This window comes from Pedococcus sp. P3_C7 (genome assembly GCF_056402615.1).
Map to the genome: position 1 here is coordinate 96,890 of NZ_JBFUHC010000005.1, position 22,170 is coordinate 119,059.

General features: G+C 68.0%; 16 protein-coding genes. All 16 read right to left on the reverse strand.

Annotation, left to right across the window (positions count from 1 at the left end):
- Positions 1–510 precede the first annotated feature (510 nt).
- The 16 genes from AC1DS4_RS07555 to AC1DS4_RS07630 all read right to left on the reverse strand — a co-directional run bounded on the left by AC1DS4_RS07555 (position 511) and on the right by AC1DS4_RS07630 (position 22,102).
- Positions 511–4,389, reverse strand: a complete 3,879-nt coding sequence (locus tag AC1DS4_RS07555) for a DNA-directed RNA polymerase subunit beta' (RefSeq protein ID WP_477613522.1) — start codon at positions 4,387–4,389, stop codon at positions 511–513.
- A gap of 105 nt (positions 4,390–4,494) precedes the next feature.
- Positions 4,495–7,971 carry a DNA-directed RNA polymerase subunit beta gene (rpoB, locus tag AC1DS4_RS07560; protein WP_477613523.1) on the reverse strand — a complete coding sequence of 1,159 codons (3,477 nt, stop codon included), beginning with the start codon at positions 7,969–7,971 and terminating at the stop codon, positions 4,495–4,497.
- Between the two features lie 446 nt (positions 7,972–8,417).
- Positions 8,418–9,077 carry a hypothetical protein gene (locus tag AC1DS4_RS07565; protein WP_477632337.1) on the reverse strand — a complete coding sequence of 220 codons (660 nt, stop codon included), beginning with the start codon at positions 9,075–9,077 and terminating at the stop codon, positions 8,418–8,420.
- Positions 9,078–9,084: 7 nt separating this feature from the next.
- Positions 9,085–9,687 (reverse strand): hypothetical protein, encoded by a 603-nt coding sequence (locus AC1DS4_RS07570; RefSeq protein WP_477632336.1) that lies wholly within the window; start codon positions 9,685–9,687, stop codon positions 9,085–9,087.
- Positions 9,684–10,955 carry an MCE family protein gene (locus AC1DS4_RS07575; protein WP_477613526.1) on the reverse strand — a complete coding sequence of 424 codons (1,272 nt, stop codon included), beginning with the start codon at positions 10,953–10,955 and terminating at the stop codon, positions 9,684–9,686. The genes AC1DS4_RS07570 and AC1DS4_RS07575 overlap by 4 nt, the downstream gene beginning before the upstream one ends.
- Complete coding sequence (locus AC1DS4_RS07580; protein ID WP_477632335.1) at positions 10,952–12,229, reverse strand: MCE family protein; 1,278 nt, start codon at positions 12,227–12,229, stop codon at positions 10,952–10,954. Before AC1DS4_RS07580 ends, AC1DS4_RS07575 begins: the two co-directional genes overlap by 4 nt.
- Entirely contained in the window at positions 12,226–13,500 is a 1,275-nt protein-coding gene (locus AC1DS4_RS07585) for an MCE family protein (RefSeq protein ID WP_477613528.1), read from the reverse strand. The genes AC1DS4_RS07580 and AC1DS4_RS07585 overlap by 4 nt, the downstream gene beginning before the upstream one ends.
- Positions 13,500–14,471, reverse strand: a complete 972-nt coding sequence (locus tag AC1DS4_RS07590; protein ID WP_477624075.1) for an MCE family protein — start codon at positions 14,469–14,471, stop codon at positions 13,500–13,502. Before AC1DS4_RS07590 ends, AC1DS4_RS07585 begins: the two co-directional genes overlap by 1 nt.
- The gene (locus tag AC1DS4_RS07595; RefSeq protein WP_477632334.1) at positions 14,468–15,517 is read right to left on the reverse strand and encodes an MCE family protein; all 1,050 of its coding nucleotides are present in this window, start codon (positions 15,515–15,517) and stop codon (positions 14,468–14,470) included. The genes AC1DS4_RS07590 and AC1DS4_RS07595 overlap by 4 nt, the downstream gene beginning before the upstream one ends.
- On the reverse strand, positions 15,514–16,833 hold the full coding sequence (locus AC1DS4_RS07600) for an MCE family protein (RefSeq protein ID WP_477632333.1): 1,320 nt from the start codon (positions 16,831–16,833) through the stop codon (positions 15,514–15,516). The genes AC1DS4_RS07595 and AC1DS4_RS07600 overlap by 4 nt, the downstream gene beginning before the upstream one ends.
- A gap of 3 nt (positions 16,834–16,836) precedes the next feature.
- Entirely contained in the window at positions 16,837–17,664 is an 828-nt protein-coding gene (locus tag AC1DS4_RS07605) for an MlaE family ABC transporter permease (RefSeq protein WP_477613532.1), read from the reverse strand.
- Between the two features lie 16 nt (positions 17,665–17,680).
- Positions 17,681–18,451, reverse strand: coding sequence for an MlaE family ABC transporter permease (locus tag AC1DS4_RS07610; RefSeq protein WP_477613533.1), 771 nt, complete (start codon positions 18,449–18,451; stop codon positions 17,681–17,683).
- Entirely contained in the window at positions 18,452–19,450 is a 999-nt protein-coding gene (locus AC1DS4_RS07615) for an ABC transporter ATP-binding protein (RefSeq protein ID WP_477613534.1), read from the reverse strand.
- Between the two features lie 176 nt (positions 19,451–19,626).
- Positions 19,627–19,902 (reverse strand): hypothetical protein, encoded by a 276-nt coding sequence (locus tag AC1DS4_RS07620; protein WP_477632332.1) that lies wholly within the window; start codon positions 19,900–19,902, stop codon positions 19,627–19,629.
- Between the two features lie 260 nt (positions 19,903–20,162).
- Complete coding sequence (locus tag AC1DS4_RS07625; protein ID WP_477632331.1) at positions 20,163–21,374, reverse strand: hypothetical protein; 1,212 nt, start codon at positions 21,372–21,374, stop codon at positions 20,163–20,165.
- Positions 21,371–22,102, reverse strand: a complete 732-nt coding sequence (locus AC1DS4_RS07630; protein WP_477632330.1) for an ABC transporter ATP-binding protein — start codon at positions 22,100–22,102, stop codon at positions 21,371–21,373. Before AC1DS4_RS07630 ends, AC1DS4_RS07625 begins: the two co-directional genes overlap by 4 nt.
- Positions 22,103–22,170: the final 68 nt, after the last annotated feature.

Sequence of the window (22,170 nt, forward strand, 5' to 3'; positions counted from 1 at the left end):
GTAGTTGATGTTCTGTGTCGTCGGGCTGCGTCTCGCAACCCTCGGGCACTCCTTGGTGTGGTGCCTCGCCCGACCCCCGCACTCGGGTGTGTCGTGCTTGGCGCTCTCCCCTGCACCCTCCACGCGCGACCCAGTGCGGATCGGTTGCGGAGTGCCCGGCGAGAGGGGTGCTGGTCCAGCGGCCGACATCTTGCTGTCTGGTCGGCACCGACTCCAGCGCATGACTGAGGCAGACCTCAGACACAGTGTTCAAAGATACCGCCTGCGTGGTGGCGGTCCAAATCGGTTACACCAAGCGCCGCCGGCCCGACGTGCTGTGACTTGGTGCGCGCAGATCGTCACCGGACCCCCGAATCGCCGCCTCGTGTCCACCAGCCGGCAACAAGTCCGGGGTCGTGCCGACTTGGTGCGCGCAGATCGTCACCGGACCCCCGAATCGCTGCCTCGTGACCACCAGCCGGCAACAAGTGGCGCACCGGACCATGCGAAAGGGCGGGTGGAGCCGGAGGCTCAGTCCAGGCCGAGCTCGGCGTCGTCGAGGCGGATGGCCTCGCCGGAGCCGGGACCGAACACCGGGTAGTCGTACTCGTAGCTGGGCATCGAGTACATCGCAGCCTTGGCCTCTTCCGTGGCCTCGACCTTGACGTTCCGGTAGCGCGGGAGACCCGTGCCGGCCGGGATGAGCTTTCCGAGGATGACGTTCTCCTTCAGACCCAGCAACGGGTCCGACTTGGCGTTCATCGCTGCCTCGGTCAGCACGCGGGTCGTCTCCTGGAAGGAGGCGGCCGAGAGCCAGGAGTCCGTGGCCAGCGACGCCTTGGTGATACCCATGAGCTCGGGGCGACCCGAGGCCGGGCGGCCACCTTCGGCGACGACGCGACGGTTCTCGGTCTCGAACCGACCACGCTCGGCCAGCTCACCGGGGAGCAGGTCGGCATCGGCGGACTCGATGATCGTGATCCGGCGCAGCATCTGGCGGACGATGACCTCGATGTGCTTGTCGTGGATCGACACACCCTGCTGGCGGTAGACGTGCTGCACCTCGTCGACGAGGTGCATCTGGACCGCCCGCGGGCCGAGGATGCGAAGGACCTGCTTGGGGTCGATCGAACCCTGCGTCATGCGGTGCCCGACCTCGACGTGGTCGCCGTCGGCGATCAGCAGACGCGCGCGCTTGCTCACCGGGTAGGCGTGCTCCTCGGAGCCGTCGTCCGGGGTGAGCATGATGCGACGGGTCTTGTCGGTGTCCTCGATGCTGACCCGACCGGACGCCTCGGCGATCGGGGCCACACCCTTGGGGGTGCGGGCCTCGAACAGCTCGACGACACGGGGCAGACCCTGCGTGATGTCGTCACCAGCCACACCACCGGTGTGGAAGGTACGCATCGTCAGCTGGGTGCCGGGCTCACCGATGGACTGGGCCGCGATGATGCCGACGGCCTCGCCGATGTCCACGAGCTTGCCGGTCGCGAGTGACCGGCCGTAGCAGGCGGCGCAGGTGCCGACGTGGGACTCACAGGTGAGCACCGACCGGACCTTGACCTGCTCGACGCCGGCGGCGACGAGCGCGTCGATGACGACGTCACCGAGGTCGATGCCGGCCTCGGCCAGGACGGAACCGTCCTTCTCGACGTCGGCGGCGAGCGTGCGGGCGTAGACCGAGGTCTCCACGTCGTCGTGCTCGACCAGGGCGCCGGAGGTGGTCTTCTGCGCGATCGGCATGGTCAGGCCACGCTCGGTCCCACAGTCGTCCTCGCGGATGATGACGTCCTGCGAGACGTCCACCAGGCGACGGGTCAGGTAACCCGAGTCGGCGGTACGCAGCGCGGTGTCGGCAAGACCCTTACGAGAACCGTGCGTGGAGATGAAGAACTCGAGCACGGACAGGCCCTCGCGGAAGTTCGCGCGGATCGGTCGCGGGATGATGTCGCCCTTCGGGTTGGACACCAGACCACGCATACCGGCGATCTGCCGCAGCTGCATCCAGTTACCACGCGCACCCGAGGACACCATCTTGTAGATGGTGTTGGTCTTCGGGAGGTTGGCCTCCATCTCCTTGGCGACCTCGTTGGTGGCCTGAGTCCAGATCTCGATGAGCTCCTGACGGCGCTCGTCGTCCGTGATCAGACCACGCTCGTACTGCACCTGGACCTTGGTGGCCTTGACCTCGTAGCCCTCGAGGATCTCGAGCTTGCGCGGCGGGGTCACGACGTCGGAGATGGCCACCGTGGTGCCCGAGCGGGTCGCCCAGTGGAAGCCGTACTCCTTGAGCGCGTCGAGGCTCGCAGCGACCTGCACCTTGGTGTAGCGCTCGGCCAGGTCGTTGACGATGGTCGACAGACGCTTCTTGTCGACGACCGCGTCCACGAACGGGTAGTCCACGGGCAGCGTCTGGTTGAACAGCGCGCGACCGAGGCTGGTCTCGATGGTGAGCGAGGCCACCTGGCCCTGCTCGTTGACCTCGGTGCCCTCGGCGAGCTCCGTGCCCGGGATCGGGACGACGTCGAGCAGGCGGATCTTGACGATGCTGCCGAGCTCGAGCTCGCCGGCGTCGAACGCCATGCGGGCCTCGGAGACCGACGAGAACGCGCGGCCGGAACCCTTGCCGTTCTCCACCTCGGACGTGAGGTGGTAGAGCCCGATGATCATGTCCTGGGTGGGCATGGTCACCGGACGGCCGTCGGCCGGCTTGAGGATGTTGTTGCTCGAGAGCATCAGGATGCGGGCCTCGGCCTGCGCCTCGGTGCTCAGCGGCACGTGCACAGCCATCTGGTCACCGTCGAAGTCGGCGTTGAAGGCCGAGCAGACGAGCGGGTGGATCTGGATGGCCTTGCCCTCGACGAGCTGAGGCTCGAAGGCCTGGATGCCGAGGCGGTGCAGGGTGGGCGCGCGGTTGAGGAGCACGGGGTGCTCGGTGATGACCTCTTCGAGGACGTCCCACACGACCGGACGGGCGCGCTCGACCATGCGCTTGGCCGACTTGATGTTCTGCGCGTGGTCGAGGTCGACCAGGCGCTTCATCACGAACGGCTTGAACAGCTCGAGGGCCATCTGCTTGGGCAGACCGCACTGGTGCAGCTTGAGCTGCGGGCCGACGACGATGACCGAACGGCCGGAGTAGTCGACGCGCTTGCCGAGCAGGTTCTGGCGGAACCGGCCCTGCTTGCCCTTGAGCATGTCGGACAGCGACTTGAGCGGACGGTTGCCGGGACCCGTGACCGGGCGACCACGACGGCCGTTGTCGAAGAGGCTGTCGACAGCCTCCTGGAGCATCCGCTTCTCGTTGTTGACGATGATCTCCGGCGCACCGAGGTCGAGCAGACGCTTGAGCCGGTTGTTGCGGTTGATCACGCGACGGTAGAGGTCGTTGAGGTCGGAGGTCGCGAAGCGGCCACCGTCGAGCTGCACCATCGGGCGCAGATCCGGCGGGATGACCGGGACGGCGTCCAGGACCATGCCGGACGGCTTGTTCGTCGTGGCCTGGAAGGCGGTGACGACCTTGAGCCGCTTGAGGGCACGGGTCTTCTTCTGGCCCTTGCCGGTGGCGATGATCTCGCGCAGCAGCTCGGACTCGGCCTGGAGGTCGAAGTCCTGCAGGCGCTTCTGGATCGCGGCGGCGCCCATGCCACCCTCGAAGTACAGACCGAAGCGGTCACGCATCTCGCGGTAGAGGATCTCGTCGCCCTCGAGGTCCTGGACCTTGAGGTTCTTGAACCGGTCCCAGACCTGCTCGATGCGCTCGATCTGCATGTCGGCGCGCTTGCGGATCTGGTTCATCTCGCGCTCGGCGGACTCGCGCACCTTGCGGCGGGCGTCAGCCTTGGCACCCTCGGCCTCGAGCTCGGCGATGTCGGACTCGAGCCGCTTGGCCCGGGTGTCGACCTCGGAGTCACGCTTGTTCTCGTACTCCTTCTTCTCCACCTCGATCTGGGCCTCGAGCGAGGGCAGGTCCTTGTGGCGCTGCTCCTCGTCGACCGAGGTGATCATGTAGGCCGCGAAGTAGATGACCTTCTCGAGGTCCTTCGGGGCGAGGTCGAGCAGGTAGCCCAGGCGCGACGGGACGCCCTTGAAGTACCAGATGTGGGTGACGGGGGCAGCGAGCTCGATGTGGCCCATCCGCTCACGACGCACCTTGGCACGAGTGACCTCGACGCCGCAGCGCTCACAGATGATGCCCTTGAAGCGGACCCGCTTGTACTTGCCGCAGTTGCACTCCCAGTCCCGGGTGGGGCCGAAGATGCGCTCGCAGAACAGGCCCTCCTTCTCAGGCTTGAGGGTGCGGTAGTTGATCGTCTCGGGCTTCTTCACCTCGCCGTGGCTCCACTGACGGATGTCGTCAGCAGTGGCCAGGCCGATGCGCAGTTCGTCAAAGAAGTTGACGTCGAGCACGTGGTTCCTTCTTCCGTGTCTCTAGCTAAAACTCAAAGGGTGGGTCGTGAGGAGGGCCGGTATGCCGCGTGCCCGCCCAGGGCGTCCACGCGGCATACCCGCGCCTTAGACCTCTTCGACCGAACTGGGCTCGCGCCGGGACAGGTCGATGCCGAGCTCCTCCGCCGCGCGGAAGACGTCCTCGTCGGACTCCTTCAGCTCGATGGAGGTGCCCTCGCTGTTGAGCACCTCGACGTTCAGGCACAGCGACTGCATCTCCTTGATGAGCACCTTGAAGGACTCGGGGATGCCGGGCTCCGGGATGTTGTCGCCCTTGACGATCGCCTCGTAGACCTTCACGCGGCCCTGGACGTCGTCGGACTTGATCGTGAGCAGCTCCTGCAGCGCGTAGGCCGCGCCGTAGGCCTCGAGTGCCCACACCTCCATCTCACCGAAGCGCTGGCCACCGAACTGAGCCTTACCACCCAGCGGCTGCTGCGTGATCATGCTGTAGGGGCCGGTGCTGCGGGCGTGGATCTTGTCGTCCACGAGGTGGTGCAGCTTGAGGATGTACATGTAGCCCACGGACACCGGCTCGGGGAACGGCTCGCCGGAGCGACCGTCGAAGAGCCGGGACTTGCCGGAGCCGTCGATGAGCCGCACGTCGTCGCGGGTCTTGGTCGTGGAGTCCAGCAGACCCACGATCTCGTCCTCGCGCACACCGTCGAACACCGGCGAGGCGACACGGGTGCCGGCCGGGGCCGAGCGCGCGTCCTCGGGGATGAGCTTGGCCCAGTCCGGGTTGCCCGCGATCTCCCAACCGCGGGAGGCGGCCCAGCCGAGGTGCAGCTCGAGGATCTGGCCGACGTTCATACGACCGGGGACACCGAGCGGGTTGAGCACGACGTCCACAGGGGTGCCGTCCTCGAGGAACGGCATGTCCTCGACGGGCAGGATCTTGGAGATGACGCCCTTGTTGCCGTGACGGCCGGCGAGCTTGTCTCCATCGGTGATCTTGCGCTTGTTGGCGACGTAGACGCGGACGAGCTGGTTGACGCCCGGGGGCAGGTCGTCGCCTTCGTCCTTGTCGAACACCTTGACGCCGATGACCGTGCCGGTCTCGCCGTGGGGCACCTTGAGCGACGTGTCGCGGACCTCGCGAGCCTTCTCACCGAAGATGGCGCGCAGCAGGCGCTCCTCCGGCGTCAGCTCGGTCTCACCCTTGGGCGTGACCTTGCCGACGAGCAGGTCCCCGTCGCGGACCTCGGCGCCGATGCGGATGATGCCGCGCTCGTCGAGGTCGGCCAGGACCTCCTCGGAGACGTTCGGGATGTCCCGGGTGATCTCCTCGGGGCCGAGCTTGGTGTCGCGGGCGTCGACCTCGTGCTCCTCGATGTGGATCGAGGAGAGGACGTCGTCCTGCACCAGACGCTGGCTGAGGATGATCGCGTCCTCGTAGTTGTGGCCCTCCCACGGCATGAACGCCACGAGCAGGTTGCGGCCCAGGGCCATCTCGCCACCGTCGGTCGCGGGACCGTCGGCGATGACGCCGCCGGCCTCGACCCGGTCGCCCTCGTTGACGACGACGACCTGGTTGTAGGACGTGCCCTGGTTGGAGCGCGCGAACTTGGCGATCCGGTAGGTGCGCGTCGAGCCGTCGTCCCCGGCGACGGTGACGAGGTCGGCGGACACCTCGGTGACCACACCAGCGGTCTCGGCCCGGACGACGTCGCCCGAGTCGAGGGCGGCGCGGTACTCCATGCCGGTGCCGACCAGCGGAGCCTCGGACTTGACCAGCGGCACCGCCTGACGCTGCATGTTGGAACCCATGAGCGCACGGTTGGCGTCGTCGTGCTCGAGGAACGGGATCAGCGCCGTCGCGGCCGACACCATCTGGCGCGGGGAGACGTCCATGTAGTCGACGTCGGCACCGGGGATGTAGTCGATCTCGCCGCCCTTGGTGCGCACCAGGACGCGGTCCTCGGTGAACAGGCCCTCGGCGTTGATGACGGCGTTGGCCTGCGCGATGACGTGGCGGTCCTCCTCGTCGGCGGACAGGTAGTCCACCTTGTCGGTGACCTTGCCCTTGACGACCTTGCGGTAGGGCGTCTCGATGAACCCGAACGGGTTGATCCGACCGTAGGACGCGAGCGAGCCGATCAGGCCGATGTTCGGGCCCTCAGGGGTCTCGATCGGGCACATGCGGCCGTAGTGCGACGGGTGGACGTCACGGACCTCCATGCCGGCGCGGTCGCGGGACAGACCACCCGGGCCGAGGGCCGACAGACGCCGCTTGTGCGTCAGGCCCGCGAGCGGGTTGTTCTGGTCCATGAACTGCGACAGCTGGGAGGTGCCGAAGAACTCCTTGATCGACGCCACCACGGGGCGGATGTTGATCAGGGTCTGCGGGGTGATCGCCTCGACGTCCTGCGTGGTCATGCGCTCGCGGACGACGCGCTCCATGCGGGACAGCCCGGTGCGGACCTGGTTCTGGATGAGCTCGCCCACGTTGCGCAGACGACGGTTGCCGAAGTGGTCGATGTCGTCGACCTCGACCGGCACCTCGTCGCCGTTCTTGCCGGCGAGCGTCGACTCACCGGCGTGCAGCGAGACGATGTACTTGATCGTGGCGACGATGTCGTCGACGGACAGGACCGAGGCGCTGAGCTCGGCGGCGACGCCCAGCTTGCGGTCGATCTTGTAGCGGCCGACCTTGGCCAGGTCGTAGCGCTTGGGGTTGAAGTAGAGGTTGTCCAGCAGGGTCTGGGCAGCCTCGCGGGTCGGCGGTTCGCCCGGGCGCAGCTTGCGGTAGATGTCGAGCAGCGCGTCGTCCTGGCCGGCCGTGTGGTCCTTCTCCAGGGTGAGGCGCATCGACTCGAACTCGCCGAACTCCTCGAGGATGTCGGCCTCGGTCATGCCCAGGGCCTTGAGGAGGACGGTGACCGACTGCTTGCGCTTGCGGTCGACGCGGACGCCCACCATGTCGCGCTTGTCGATCTCGAACTCCAGCCAGGCACCGCGGCTCGGGATGACCTTGGCGGTGTAGATGTCCTTGTCGGACGTCTTGTCGGGCGTGCGCTCGAAGTAGACGCCCGGGCTGCGGACCAGCTGGGAGACGACGACACGCTCGGTGCCGTTGATCACGAAGGTGCCGCGCTCGGTCATGAGCGGGAAGTCACCCATGAAGACCGTCTGGCTCTTGATCTCGCCAGTCGTGGTGTTCATGAACTCCGCGGTGACGAACAGGGGCGCGGAGTAGGTCTGGTCGCGCTCCTTGCAGTCCTCGATGGAGTACTTGACCTCCTCGAAGCGGTGGTCGCGGAACGACAGCGACATGGAGCCGCTGAAGTCCTCGATCGGGGAGATCTCTTCGAAGATCTCCTCGAGGCCGGAGCGATCCGGCACATCCCCACGGCCGGCGGCCTTGGCCTCTGCGACACGGGCCTGCCAGCGCTCGTTACCGAGCAGCCAGTCGAAGCTTTCCGTTTGCAGCGCCAGGAGGTCGGGGACCTCGAGGGGTTCGCGGATCTTTGCGAAGGACAGACGGCCTGAAACCGTCCGTGCGGTGGACACAGTCTGAGTCGCGTTGCGCGAGGCAGCCAAGGAGGGGTCCTTCCACGGGCCTTGTCTTAAATCTGATGGTTCGAAACCGGTGCAGCGCTGACCGCCGGTGCCGACCACGCAGGAGACAGGGCCAGGAATTCGTGCCGCAGGGCACGACGAAAGGCTGAGGTCTGAGGCGGGATCGAAGAAAGAGGGCAGCGCAAAGGAAGAGCATACACGAAAGAGGGCAGCCTCGTCCAACCGTGTCCAGCGGGCTCACGCCACGACCGTTGACGGGGGTCAGGCCCGGGCCACAAGCCACGGGCTGATCCGACGCAGACGAGGATGACGCGCGAAACCCCCCACGTCAAGACATTCGCCCCGTGTGGCGCCGAATGACCTGCGGCGACGCACCCGAAGAGGGGATGCATCGCCGCAGGTCAGGAGGATCCGGGAGGCGTCCGGGAGGTCTCGCCGCGCCGGATCTCCGAAGGGGTGGTACCCCCCTAGAAGGCTTCGACCTTGCTGATCAGCCAGCGGTCGCCGACCTTGGTCATCGTCGCGATGACCCGGTTCTGGTCGACCACGGGGTCCTGCTGGTCGGTGCCGATGCGGGCCTGGTTGACGAACGCCAGCACCTTGACGGTCGTGGGCGAGGAGCTCATCACCCCGACGTCGGACACCTTGGCCTGCACGACGGTCTGGTTCTTGACCGCGAGCGGCTTGATGTCCTTGTCCATGGCGGCCGTGAACTCGCCCTTGAACGACCCGGTGAGCAGGCCCTCGATCTGCGCCGACTGCGCGTCGATGGTCTTGTAGCTGTAGCTGAGCATCTGCTCGATCGAGGTGCGGGCCTGGCTGGCCGCCGCCCGGTTGGTGGCGGCCTGGGCGCCGGCGTCGCGCAGGCTGACGCCCACGACGGTCCCGAGCACGGCCAGCACGGCCACGAGGGCCACGAGCGGAGCGATCCAGCGTCGCCGGCCGTCGGCCGCAGGCCGTGACGACGTCCAGGTATGCCGCGTGGGCAGCTTCGGGAGCCGGGGCCAGCTCCGCGTGGGGCTCGACTGGTCACCTGCCCCCGGCGCGCCTGCGCCAGGGTCGACGAGGGGCTGCTGGGGGGCGCGTGCCCGGGACCGCTCTCCGGCCACCCGGGGGCGGGCCTTCACCTTGGTATCAACCGACGAACTCAAGGTTCTCCACCTTCCACTCGTCGCCGACCAGGCGCAGGTCGAGCCGCATCCGGTAGGTCTTGGTCTCGCCGTTCGGAACGGCGGTGTTCTTGGTCGGGGCGACCACGCCCACGAGCGCGACGGCGGAGTCCTTGTCACCGGAGACCAGGGCGGCCTCGGTGCGCTGCACCGAGGAGACCGTCTTGTTGGCGACGAGGACCTTGCTGAGCTGGTCGGCCGAGGTCGAGTAGCTCTTGAGGAAGTCCCCCGTGGCGCCGGCCTTCACCCGGGCCATGTCCGCGTCGACCTTGGTGTAGTCGACCGTGACGAAGTTGATGGCCAGCTGCTTGGCAGCTGCCACGGCGTCGGCGTTGGCCGCCGACGTCTGCCGCGCGGCATACCAGTCGCGTCCGCGGGTGGCCCCGAGGGCGAGGCTCGCGATGAGCGCGATGGCGACCACGACCCACACCATGGTCGGGGTGATGCGCAGGGACCTGGCCCGGTCACGGGCTGTCTGGTGATCTGTGTCGGCAGCGAGCGCGTCGGGGGGTGACACGTCCTCGTCCGCCTCCACCGCCCTCCCGGCGTGGGTGGTGATCGTGCTCATCGAGCAGCCTCCTTCATGATCCACAACCACGAGGCGTCGCCGCTCTCGGCCCCGGAGGGAGGCAGTGGCACCGATACCTGTGGTGTTGTCAGGCTCAACGAGGCAGCCATGCCCGGGGATACGGGCTGGTTGCCGAAAGCGAACGGGACGGTGGAGTTCGTGCTCGAGTGCGGACCCGGGGCGTTCTGGGCGCCGCGAACGCTGGCCGCCGACCCGCGGGGGGCCGTGCAGCGTGCCGAGGTGTTCGCCTTGGTGTTGCTGGTCTGGTTGGGCGTGCGCCGCACCGTGCCCTGGTAGCCCTGCGTGCAGACCGGCGGGTCGTGCGCCATGGCCAGTCCGAAGTGGGCGGTGCCGTCGCCGGGGACGACCGTGAAGCCGCCGGCCACGACATCGGGGTAGGTGACGAGGAGCTGCTGGATCCCGTCGACCCGTGCCGTGGTCACCTGGCCGACGGTGATCAGGTTGGCCAGCAGCGCGGCGAGGTTGCCCTGGTTGTCCCTGATCAGGGACTCGAGCTCCTTGGACGCGACGACGCCGCGGTCGAGGATCAGGCGCAGGTCGCCGTCAGAGGCCTTGAGGGTCTCGGACAGGTCCGCGAAGTTCTTGGCGAAGACCTTGATGTCGCCCGAGGTCTCGCGCTGCGTGTCGAGCACGATGCGGCCGTCGTCGATCAGCTTGACCGTCTCGGGCAGCGCCTCGGTGGCCGACCTCGTCAGCTTGTCACCGCTGTCGATCAGTCGCTGGAGGTCCTGTCCCCCGTCGGCGAACCCCTTGCCGAGCTCGTCGACCACGGTGCGCAGGTCCTGCTTGTCGACCGAGTTGACGGTCCCGTCGAGGTCGAGCAGCAGCGTGTCGACCCGCAGCGGGAAGACCGTGTCCTTGCGCGGGATGGTGTCGCCGTTCCTCAGCGAGGCGCCCTTGTCGGTGCGCGGCTGGAAGTCGAGGTACTGCTCGCCGACCGCGGAGCGGTTCTCCACGACGACCTTGGTGTCCTTCGGAATCACTACTCCCCGTTGGATTTTCGCGTCGACGATCACACCGTCCCTGGACAGCTTCAGGTTGTCGACCCGGCCGACGGTGACGCCGCGGTAGGTGACCTCGGAGCCGACGAAGATGCCGCCGGACTGCTCGAAGTCGGCCGCGACGTGGTACTGCCCACCGGCCACCTGGTCGTAGAGCCCGACGTAGCGGGCCGAGAGGACCGAGACGGTGACGAGGGTGATCAGCAGGAACGCGAACAGCTGGACCTGCACCGAACGGCGGATCATGCGGCACCTCCGTAGAGCGAGCGCCACGAACCGTCCGAGCCCGACGAGCCGGACTGCTGGTCGCGGGCACCGACGCAGATCACGCCCGGGACGCACGCGCCCGAGGTCGAGCTGCCGCCCGGGGTGATCGGCACACTCGGGATGCTGGGCGTCGGCAGCGGCAGGCTGGGCAGCCCGGTGGGCCCGCCCGTCGGGCCGCCGGGGGGCGGAGTCGTCGGGATCCCCAGGTTGCCGGCGAGGTGCGCGAAGTTGAGGTCCAGGTCGGCGGACATGTTGGTGTAGTCGCCCTTCATGGCCCCGGTCGTCGCGTCCGAGAAGGGGTAGGTCAGCAGCAGCTGCAGCGACTTCGGCAGGTTGTCCCCGGCCTTGGTGAGCTGGGCCAGGATCGGCGCGAGGGCCTGGAGGTTCGCGGCGGTGTCGGCCTTGCTCTGCTGGATGACCTGGGTCCCGACGGCCCCGAGCCTGCTGAGCGCCTGGAGCATCTGCACGAGCTGCTGGCGCTGGTCGGCGAGCACCTTGAGGCCATTGGGCAGCGCCTCGAGGGCCCTGCCGATGTCCTCCTTCTGGGCTGCGAGCTTGGCGGCGAGCGCGTCGATGTTGTCGATGGCGCGGACGATCTCGGACTTCTGGCTGTCGAGGCCGCCGATGAAGGTGTCGAGCTGCTTGATGACGTCCTTGATCTGCGCCTGGTTGCCCCGCGCGGCGTTGTTGAGCTCGGTCTCGATCACCTTGAGCTGGGCGACGCCACCACCGTTGAGCAGCAGCGACATCGCGCTGAGCACCTCCTCGACCTCCGGGTTGCGGCCGGTGCGGGCGAGGGGGATGTTGTCGCCGTCGCCGAGCCGGCCCTCGGGGGCCGCACCGGTCGGCGCGGACAGCTGGACGTACTTCTCCCCCAGCAGCGAGGTCTGCTTGAGCTCCGCCACGGCGTTGTCGGGCAGCTTGACGTTCTTGGGCAGGCGCAGCGTCACCCGAGCCGTCCAGCCGTTGAGCTCGATCTTCTCGACCGAGCCCACCGTCACCTGGTCGACCTTGACCGACGACTGCGGGACGAGGTCGAGGACGTCGGCGAACTCGGCCGTCACGCGGAAGATGTCACCGCGGTTGGCTGCTCCGCCGGGCAGCGGCAGGTCGAAGGCGCCCTGGCAGCCGGTGACGCCGAGGAGGACGGCGCCCACGACGAGCCCGGACACGGCGCGCCGGCCACGCGGCATACCCGTGGTCCGTGGCTCGGTGGTCTGTGGCTTGGTGGTCTGTGGCTGGTGGTCGTTCATCGGGTCCCTCCCAGCAGGCCGCCCAGGGTCGGGTCGGCACCGCGCATCGTCACGACGGCCCCGCCCTGGCCGGGGGTGGTCGCGGGCGATCCCGACGACGCTCCGGCCTGGGCCTGCGGCACGGCGGACAGGAGGTTGACCGGCAGTTTCACGCCTTGTCCCGCGAGCTGGTCGAGCAGCGACTGGATCGGCTTGAGGGCCCCGCTGACGGTCTTGCACAGCGAAGCCGGCTGACCGCCCTGGACGATCAGGGAGCACAGCATGTTCTGCACGGTGAGGTTCTCGTTCACGTTGGCCCGGGTGTCGAGCGTGCCGGTGTCGGGGTTGTAGGCGTTCTGCAGGTTGCTGATCGCCACCGGGGCGTTCGTGAGGGTCTCGGCCAGGGCATCCCGCTGCTTGGCCACCGTGCCGGTCACCGACGCCAGCTGCTTGAGGTTGGTGGTCAGGCCCGCCCGGTTGTCGTGGACGAACGAGCTGATCTCGCTCAGCGCGACAGCGAGGTTCTTCAGGGCGGCGGCGAGGTCGTCGCGCTCCCCGTCGAGCTGCTGCGAGACGTTGGCGAGGTCGCTGTTGAGCCTGCGGACCTGGCTGTCGTTGGTGGCGAGCATGGTCGTGAAGGTCTGGAGGTTCTTCACGGTGCCAAACAGGTCGTTGCGGCCACCGGACAGAGCCTCGAGCGCCAGGCTGAGGTCGCGGTTGGTGTCGTGCAGCTTCTGGCCCTGGCCGCCGAGGTTCTTGGCGCCGGTGTCGAGCACGTCGGCGAAGGCGCCGTCCTTGTTGGCACCCGTGGGACCGAGGGCCACCAGGAGGTCGTCCAGGCTCGAGGAGATGCGGTCCAGCTCGACGGGAACCGCCGTGCGGTCCAGGCCGATCTGGGCGTTGTCCTTCATCACCGGACCAGCGGTGTATGCCGGGAGCAGCTGCACGTAGCGGTCGCTCACCAAGGAGGGGGCCACCACCGCGGCCTTGGCGTCCGCGGGCACCCGGTACTTGCGGTCGAACTCGAACTTGACCTCGACCTTGTCGCCCTTCGGAGTCACCTCGGTGACCTTGCCGACCTGGACGCCGAGGATGCGTACGTCGGACCCGGGGAACAGGCCGACCGCGCGGCTGAACTCACCGGTCACGTGGATGCTGTCCTGCCGCGGCCAGAAGGCGTACGCGCCGGCGACGAGGGCGACCACGACGAGCGCGGCGACGACCTTGGGGATCAGGCCGAGCCGGGGCGTGGCGGGCAGCGACGGCAGTCGCAGGGCGGGCAGGCGCTTCATCAGTTGCCTCCCGGAGACACGGGGGTCGTGAGGTTCTGGATGTAGGTGTCGAACCACCGGCCGTTGCCGAGGACGTTGGCGAACAGCCGCGTGAACGGGCCCATCGCGGCAATGGTGTCCCCGAGGTCCTTCTCGTGCTTCTGCAGCACCGCGAGGACCTTGGTCAGCTGGTCGAGGGCGGGCTTGAGCTCCGAGCGGTTGTCCCGGACCAGCCCGGTGAGCTGCTGGGCCATCGCAGAGGTGTTGGTGAACAGCGTGTGGATCGCCTCGCGACGGGCATTGAGCTCGACCATCAGGAGGTCGGCGTTCTTGATGATCGACTCCACGGCCTTGTTGCGCTCGGCGACGGTGCCCGAGACGCTGTTGGCCGAGGCGAGCAACCGCTTGAGCTCGTCGTCGCGCGAGGCGATGGTGTTGGACAACCTGCTGAGGCCGTCCAGGGCCGCCTTGACGTCGGGCGGGCTGTCCTTGAACTCGGTCGCCAGGGTGGTCAGCGACTTCGCCAGCATGTCCGTGTCGATCTCCTCGGACGTGGTCGCGAGGTCGCTGAACGCGTTGACGATGTCGTAGGACGAGATGGTCCGCTCCAGCGGGATCTCGCTGTCCGCCTTGAGCTGGCCACCACCGGCGGGCTCCAGGGCGAGGAACTTCGAACCCAGCAAGGTCCGCATCCGGATGCTGGCACCGGTCCGGGTGCCGAAGGCTGCCGGTTCGGTGACCTTGAAGTCGACGACCACGTGGTTGCCCGCGAGGTCGACCTTCTCCACCTTGCCGACCTTGACCCCGGCGATCCGCACGTCGTCGCCCTTGATCAGGCCGCCCGCCTCGCTGAACGAAGCGCGGTAGTGGTCGCCGCCCCCGAGGAACGGGATGCTCTGGACGTTGAACGCGAGGAACAGCACCAGCGCGATGGACGCCAGCCCGGCAGCGCCGATCGGGACGGGGTTGCGCTCGCGGAAGGGGGTACTCATGACGAGCACCTCGCTGCGGAGAGCCCAGCCGGCTTGTCGACCGGGATCTTGATGGCCGGGGCACCCTTGGTCGGCGACGGCACGACGATCGTCCCGCTGAAGTCGCACATGTAGAAGTTGAACCAGGAGCCGTAGGTCGCGGTCCGCGTGATCGTGTTGATCTTGCCCGGCGAGGTCGACAGGAACTTCTCGAAAACGGCGGTGTTCGACGGCTTGTTGAGGTTCGTGCTGAGCGCACGGAGGTTGCTGATGTCCGCCTTGATCGAGGGACGGGTGACCTTCAGCAGGTCGGCAGTCTCCGCGGTCAGGGAGTTGATGTTGGTCAACGAGGCACCGATCGTCGTGCGGTCGGCGGCCAGGCCGGAGATGAAGCGCTGGAGCTGGTCGATCAGCGCCTTGAGGGCGGAGTCGTGGGCATCCACGGTGCCGAGCACCGCGTTGAGGTTGGAGATGGTCCGACCAATGACCTCGTCGCGGTCCGCGAGGGTCGAGGTCAGCGACGCCGTCTTGGACAGCAGCGAGTTGATGTTGCCGCCCTCGCCCTGAAGGACGCTGATGATGTTGGCCGACAGCTCGTTGACGTCCTTGGGCGACAGGGCCGCGAACAACGGCTTGAAGCCGTTGAACAAGACCGTGAGGTCCAGCGCGGACTGGGTGTGGTCCAGTCCGATCGTGGCCCCGTCCTTCAGGGGCGTGGCACTGCCGACGTCCTGGGTGAGGGCGATGTAGCGCTCACCGATGAGGTTGCGGTACTTGATGGTCGCCTTGGTCCCTTGCGTGAGCACACTGGTCTTCAGCACGTTGAACTCGACGTCCGCGTGCACGCGGTCGCTGGCGACCTTGATGGACTTCACCTCACCCACGCGCACGCCGGCGATCCGCACCTCCTGGCCCGGAGCGAGGCCGGTCACGTCGTTGAACATGCCGCGATACGTCGCCTTGTCACCGAACTGGGTGTTGGAGATGGTGGCCGCGAGGGTGCCCGTGGCGAACAGCGTCGCCGCCACGAAGATCAGGAACTTCACCAGGCTGGATCGGGTGCTCACTGTTGGTTCACCACCGTTCCGCGCAGCATCGGGCCCGCGAGGAGCGTCGTGATGGCTGAGGGGCGACCGTCTCGCGATAGGAGAGCGGCCACGACGGCCTGTTCCTGCTCGGTTCCGGCCAGACCGGAGTCGGCCTCAGCGATGCTCTGCCCCGACAGCCCGGAGAACATCGACGGCAACGCACTGCCCGCCGCCCGCGAGCCCGAGTGGTTGGTGCCGTCACTGAAGTGGTTGCCCTTCCAGGGGTTCGCCTGGGTGCCGACGCGGCCTGGCAGGCCCTGGCAGCTCGGGGCACGCCGCTCGCCCCACCGGGGTTCCTCGCCGGGCTTGTAGCCCTGGCGCTGCTGGGTGACCTCGACCGTGATGTGGAAGGTCTTGTCCCGCCAGGCCTGGTCGATCCGCGGCAGCCAGTTCACCATCGCCGTGGCGACACAGGGGTACTGCGATGAGTACTTCGCCAGCACCTCGACGGTCGGTCGCTGCACGCGACCCACCTGGATGATCCGCTGGCCATTGGCGTCCAGGAAGTCCGCGGTCGTGTTCGCGAAGCCCGCCGTCCCCGCCAGGAAGCCGGCCAGCTCGTCCTTCTTGGCCACGATCGTCGTGCTCGTGGTGATCAACGCCGTCGCCGCGCGCACGAGATCCGGCGCCGCCACGGCATACGTGGAGGCAAGGTCGGCCAGCCCGCTGATGTCCGCCTTGATCACGGGCAGCTTGGGGTTGATCTCCTTGAAGTAGCTGTCGACCAGGACCAGGTTCTGGCCGAGGCGGGTCCCCCGCCCGTCCAGCGCCGACGCCAGCGCGTTCAACGTCATCGCCAGCTTCTCCGGCTGCACGGTGCGCAGCAACGGCAACAGGTCGTCGAAGACCTTCTCGAGCTCGATCGCCACCGACGTGCGGTCCTGACCGATGGTGTCGCCCTTGGCGATGTGCCGCCCCACGGCACCGGTCGTCGGCGTCACCAGGTCGACGTACCGCTCACCGAACAACGTCTTCGGGAGCAGGCGGGCCGACACGTTGGCCGGGATCAGGTCGACCATCTCCGGCTTCAGGGCCAGCTTGAGCGTCGCGCCGTTGCCGGTGGTCTCGATCGACCGCACCTCACCGACGATCAACCCACGGATCTTGACGTCGGACGCCGTCTGCAGCTGGGACCCGATCCGGTCGGTCAGCAGGTTGACCATCACCACGGGGGTGAACCGCTTCTGGAACGACGCCACCGACAGACCGATGAGCAGGCCCACGATGACGATGAAGCCGACCCCGTAGGCACGGTTGCCCAGGCGTGACATGAAACCGCTCGACGAGTCAGCCATGCGCTAACCCGCGATCCGTACGGTCGTCGTGGCGCCCCACACCGCCAGGGAGAAGAAGAAGTCCACGATGTTGATGGCGACGATGGAGGTCCGCACGGCCTTGCCGACGGCAACGCCCACGCCTGCCGGACCTCCGGACGCGTTGTAGCCGTAGTAGCAGTGGATGAGGATGATCACGACCGCGAACACCATCACCTTGAGGAACGAGAAGAGGACGTCGATCGGCGGCAGGAACAGGTGGAAGTAGTGGTCGTAGGTGCCGGCCGACTGCCCGAAGTAGTGCACGACGATGAAGCGGGTCGCGCCGTAGGACGAGAGCAGGCCCAGGACGTAGAGCGGGACGACCGCCACGAAGCCGGCGATCATCCGGGTCGTCACGAGGAACGGCAGCGAGGGGATCCCCATGACCTCGAGTGCGTCGACCTCCTCGGAGATGCGCATCGCACCGAGCTGGGCGGTGAACCCACACCCGACCGTCGCCGCGAGCGCCAGCCCCGCGACCAGCGGGGCGATCTCGCGGGTGTTGAGGTAGGCGGAGACGAAGCCGGTGAGGGCGCCGGTCCCGAGCTGGTTCAGCGAGGAGTAGCCCTGGAGGCCGACCTGGCTCCCGGTGAAGAAGGCGAGGAAGGCGATGACCCCCACGGTGCCTGCGATGACGGCGAGGGCACCCGAACCGAGCGAGACCTCCGCCAGCAGCCGCAGGATCTCCTTCTTGTAGCGGCGCAGGGTGCGCGGGCTCCAGGCGAGCGAGCGGACGTAGAACCGCATCTGCTCACCGAGGCTGTCGAGCGCCTCGACAGGCCGACCCGCGAGGTCCAGGACTTTGCTCACTGGGACTGCACCTCCTTCAGATCTTCTGGGGGACGACTTGGAAGTACACGGCGCTGGCGACGAAGTTCACGACGAACAGGAACATGAAGGTGATGACCACGCTCTGGTTCACTGCGTCGCCGACGCCCTTGGGGCCGCCGCCCGCGGTGAGGCCCTTGTACGAGGCCACGACCGCGGCGATGAAGCCGAAGATGAGGGCCTTGATCTCGCTGGTCCACAGGTCCGCCAGCTGGGCGAGCGCGGTGAACGAGGCGATGTAGGCGCCGGGGGTGCCGCCCTGGATGATGACGTTGAAGAAGTAGCCACCCGCGACGCCGACGACCGACACCAGCCCGTTGAGCAGCAGCGCGACGACCATGGCAGCCAGCACCCGGGGCACGACGAGGCGCTGGATGGGGCTGATCCCGAGGACCTCCATCGCGTCGATCTCCTCGCGGATCTTGCGCGAGCCGAGGTCTGCGCAGATCGCCGACCCGCCGGCACCGGCGATCAGCAGGGCCGTCACGATGGGTGAGGCCTCACGGATGACGGCGAGCACCGAGGCCGCTCCGGTGAAGGACTGGGCGCCGAGCTGGCGGGTCAGGGTGCCGAGCTGCAGGGCGATGACCGCACCGAAGGGGATGGAGACCAGGGCCGTCGGGACGATCGTCACCGAGGCGATGAACCAGCACTGCTGGATGAACTCCTTGGTCTGGAACGGCCGCTTCGGCAGGGACCGTCCGACGTCGAGGACGAGCGCGAAGAGCGATCCGCTCTGGCGCAGCGCACCAATAGCTGGATTGCCCATCTAGATCGCCGCCTCAGCAGACTGAGTGGGCTCGGTGTGGCGGACACCGGGAACGCCGGCGTTGTGCGACTGGAACGACCCGGGGGGCGGCGTGATGCCGTTCGCGCGGCACCAGTCCCCCGCCGGACGCTCGCCGCGGCGGGGGGTGCCGTCGCTGGTGCCGAGCTGGAGCGGGATGGGCGGCAGGGGCGGCAGCTCCTGGCCGGACTTCGCCTCGGCCGCGAGCTCGTCGGCGTCCTTCTCCTCGGACATGCCGATGGGGCCGATCGTCTGGGCGTTCAGGAACTGGCGCACCACCGGCTCCTCCGAGCTCAGCAGCATCTCGCGCGGCCCGAACATGGCGAGGTGCTTGTGGTACAGCAGCCCGATGTTGTCGGGCACCGTGCGCGTCGAGTTGATGTCGTGGGTGACGATGAGGAAGGTCGCGTCGATCTGCGCGTTGAGGTCGATGAACAGCTGGTTGATGTAGGACGTGCGGACCGGGTCCAGGCCGGAGTCCGGCTCGTCGATCAGCAGGATCTCGGGGTCGAGCACCAGCGCACGGGCCAGGCCGGCCCTCTTGCGCATGCCACCCGAGATCTCGCCGGGCAGCTTGGACTCGGCGCCGGTCAGCCCGACCAGGTCCATCTTCTCGAGGACGATGGTGCGGATGTCCGACTCGGACTTCTTGGTGTGCTCACGCAGGGGGAACGCCACGTTGTCGTAGAGGTTCATCGAGCCGAACAGTGCGCCGTCCTGGAACAGCACCCCGAACAGCTTGCGCACCTCGTAGAGCTCGCGCTCGCGCATCTGGGTCAGGTCGCGGTCCTGGATCCAGATCGCGCCCGCCTCCGGCTTGAGCAGGCCGACCAGCGTCTTGAGGAACACAGACTTGCCGGTACCCGACGGCCCCAGCATCACGGAGATCTCGCCCGCAGGAAGGGTCAGCGAGACGTCGTTCCAGATCACCTGCGACCCAAATCGCTTGGTCAGGCCTTCGACCCTGATCTCAACGCCCACAGCTCCACCTCGTCGTGAATGTCCACGCCCGCCACACATGGCGGGCCCCGGTTCGCAGGGCTCAACGAGGCGGGCAAGCCGAAGTTACGCCCCGGTATGCCACGGCAGCCGGTGCACACGCGGCATACGGGCGCTTTTCTGGCATGCGAAAGCGGGCCCGACTGGGTGGGTTGGAGTCAGCGATGGCGTGGGGTCAGGACGACGAAAGCGACCGCACACGCGGCATAGAGTGCTAGCGCGGCGGCCAGGGGGAGTCTCCCGACGGTCCGGCTGATCGGAGCCAGAGCGGTCATGAACTCGAGGCCGACGGAGACCATGCCAAGCCCCAGCACCACGGCCGGCCCCTGGTTGACTGTGATTGTGGGCGCGACGACCCCGCCCGCCGCCAACAGCACGAACCACGTGAGGAAGGCGGCGTTCGCGTAGAAGGCGTGGTCAACCGTGGCCGTCAAACCAAGCAATGTCGTGGTCAGGCCCAGACTCCAGGCACGGACCTGCCGTGCGCGCACCGCACCGCCCCCGAGCGCCCCGAACGCGCCTCCGAGTGGCACCACCGCGAAAGCCACTTGGAGCGCGGCCAACGGCCAAACCAGTGGGAGGGGCTGCCTCAGCGCCGACACCACATGACTCCCCGCCGCCACCGCTGCGAGGGCCGTGCACACGACTCCCAGCCCCGCAGCTTTCGCTCGGTGCGCCTTCGCGAGTGTTCCGATCACGTGAGGTCGCCGCGCATGACGTGGCACGACAGGATCGCCTCGAAGGCTGAGGTGACGTCCGAGGGAACCGGCTTGGGTGGGGTTTGTCCGACGAGTACTGCGACCAACCAGCCTTGGACGACGTCCTGCGCATCGAGGAGGGGGCCAGCCTCCTTCGCGGAGTAGAGCTCGGCACACTGGTGTGGCCGGGCCAGCGCGCGTGCCGTCGCCTGGGGAGAGTAGCCCTGCGCCGTCAGGTTCGCGGGGTCGAAGTCCAGCGGGGCCGCGGATCCCAGCTTCGCGTACTGGTCGAGTCGAGCGACGGTGAAGCGTTGGGGAGCGACGAACTGAGTCCCGTCCAGCGTGTGGTAGCTGTCGGCCAGAGACGTCTGGACGGGCTCGAGCAGCGGCAGTCGAGATGTGGGTCCACACACAGCAGGGTGCCGGCCAACGCACCGCACCTGTTCCGTGGAGACCTCGTAGACCTGGCTGTCCAACGGCCACGCGGCAGGCAGGACCACAGCCACGGCGACGACAGGGGCGAGGAGAACCCACAGGAAGCTCCTCGGTCGACGCACCGCGGTCAGCCAGCTGGAGGCGAGAACCAGACCACCGCCCAGGACCAGCAGTCCGGCGAGCGAGAGCATGGCCCGCGATGGCGTCCGCTGCAGGCCAGTCAACGTCCCGTACGTGGTGACCGCCTCGAACGGGCCGCGGCCAAACGGTGCCGCGATGACAAGCGTGGCCAGCACTGCCAGCACGGCCGCCGGCGCGGCCAGGAAGCCGTCGACCACGAGGCCGACGCACGCCCCCACCAACGACGAGACAAGGATCGGGAGGAGCACCTCGGCATACACCCAGTAGTCCGTCGGACCGACTCCGCCGCGGCGGAGCACGGCGACGGCGACGGCCAGCCAGGTCAGCACGTACGCGGCACCAGCGCAGAGGGCCACGGCGAGCGCGGGCGCCAGCGCCTGGCTCCCGCGCCGCGCCGAGGCCTTGGCCAGCTCGGCCACGGTCGGTCGATACCGTCTCGCGGTGTCGTGGGCCGCGGCGGCGGCAACCAGCGGGCAGGCGATGATCACGCTGGCGGCCGACAGTCTCGTGCCCCAGTCCCACTCGACCTGCCAGTGGCCTTGGCTGAAGACAGTGGTGAGGGTGAAGCCCGCCAGGGCCACGGCCACCGGAGCCCCCGCACCGCGACGGATCCACAGTGCGATGCCGTTCACGCCGGGACCGGCTCCTCGATGACGCGGAAGAAGCCTGACTCGATCGCGCTGCGCCGAGACCCGGCCGGGGCGAGGTCCGCGAGGTCCGCGACCGTGCCGGAGAAGCGAAGTCGACCGGCGTGGATCACCAGGACGTCGCCTGCGAGGTCGGCAACGTCTTCCACGACGTGGCTGCTCAGAAGCACCGTGCAGTCCAACCCCCTGATCAGCTCGACCATTGCCCTTCGCTGAGCCGGATCGAGACCCGTGGTCGGCTCGTCCAGGAGAAGCACCTCCGGCTCTGATGCAAGGGCCTGGGCGAAGGCCACCCGGCGAACCATGCCTCCAGAGAGGCTCGACAGTCGGCGAGCGGCGACGTCGGCGAGGCCCACAGCCGCCAGGCATTCGTCGGCACGCGACTGGGCCTTTCTCGTGGGCAGGCCCTTGAGCCACGCGAGGTACGACACCACTTCCCGGGGCGTCAGCCGACCCGGGAAGCTCGCCCCTTGAGGCATCAGCGCCACGAGCGGGAGGGCCTCGCGTCGGGTCGCCCGCGCATAGAGGTCCCTCCCGCCGACAGCGACCGATCCGGAGGTGGGTTCGAGGATGCCCGCGGCGCACGACAGGAGCGTGGACTTGCCGGCGCCGTTGACCCCCAGCAGGGCCGTCACGCCACGCCCCAGAGTGAACGAGACCTCGCTGAGGGCGGTCTCCCGCCCGTAGGCGTGTGTGACGTCCTGCACCTGCATGACGGACCGGCTAGGGGTAGCGAGATAGTCATCCGAGCAGGGATCGCTCAGCGTCACCGTCTTCAAGC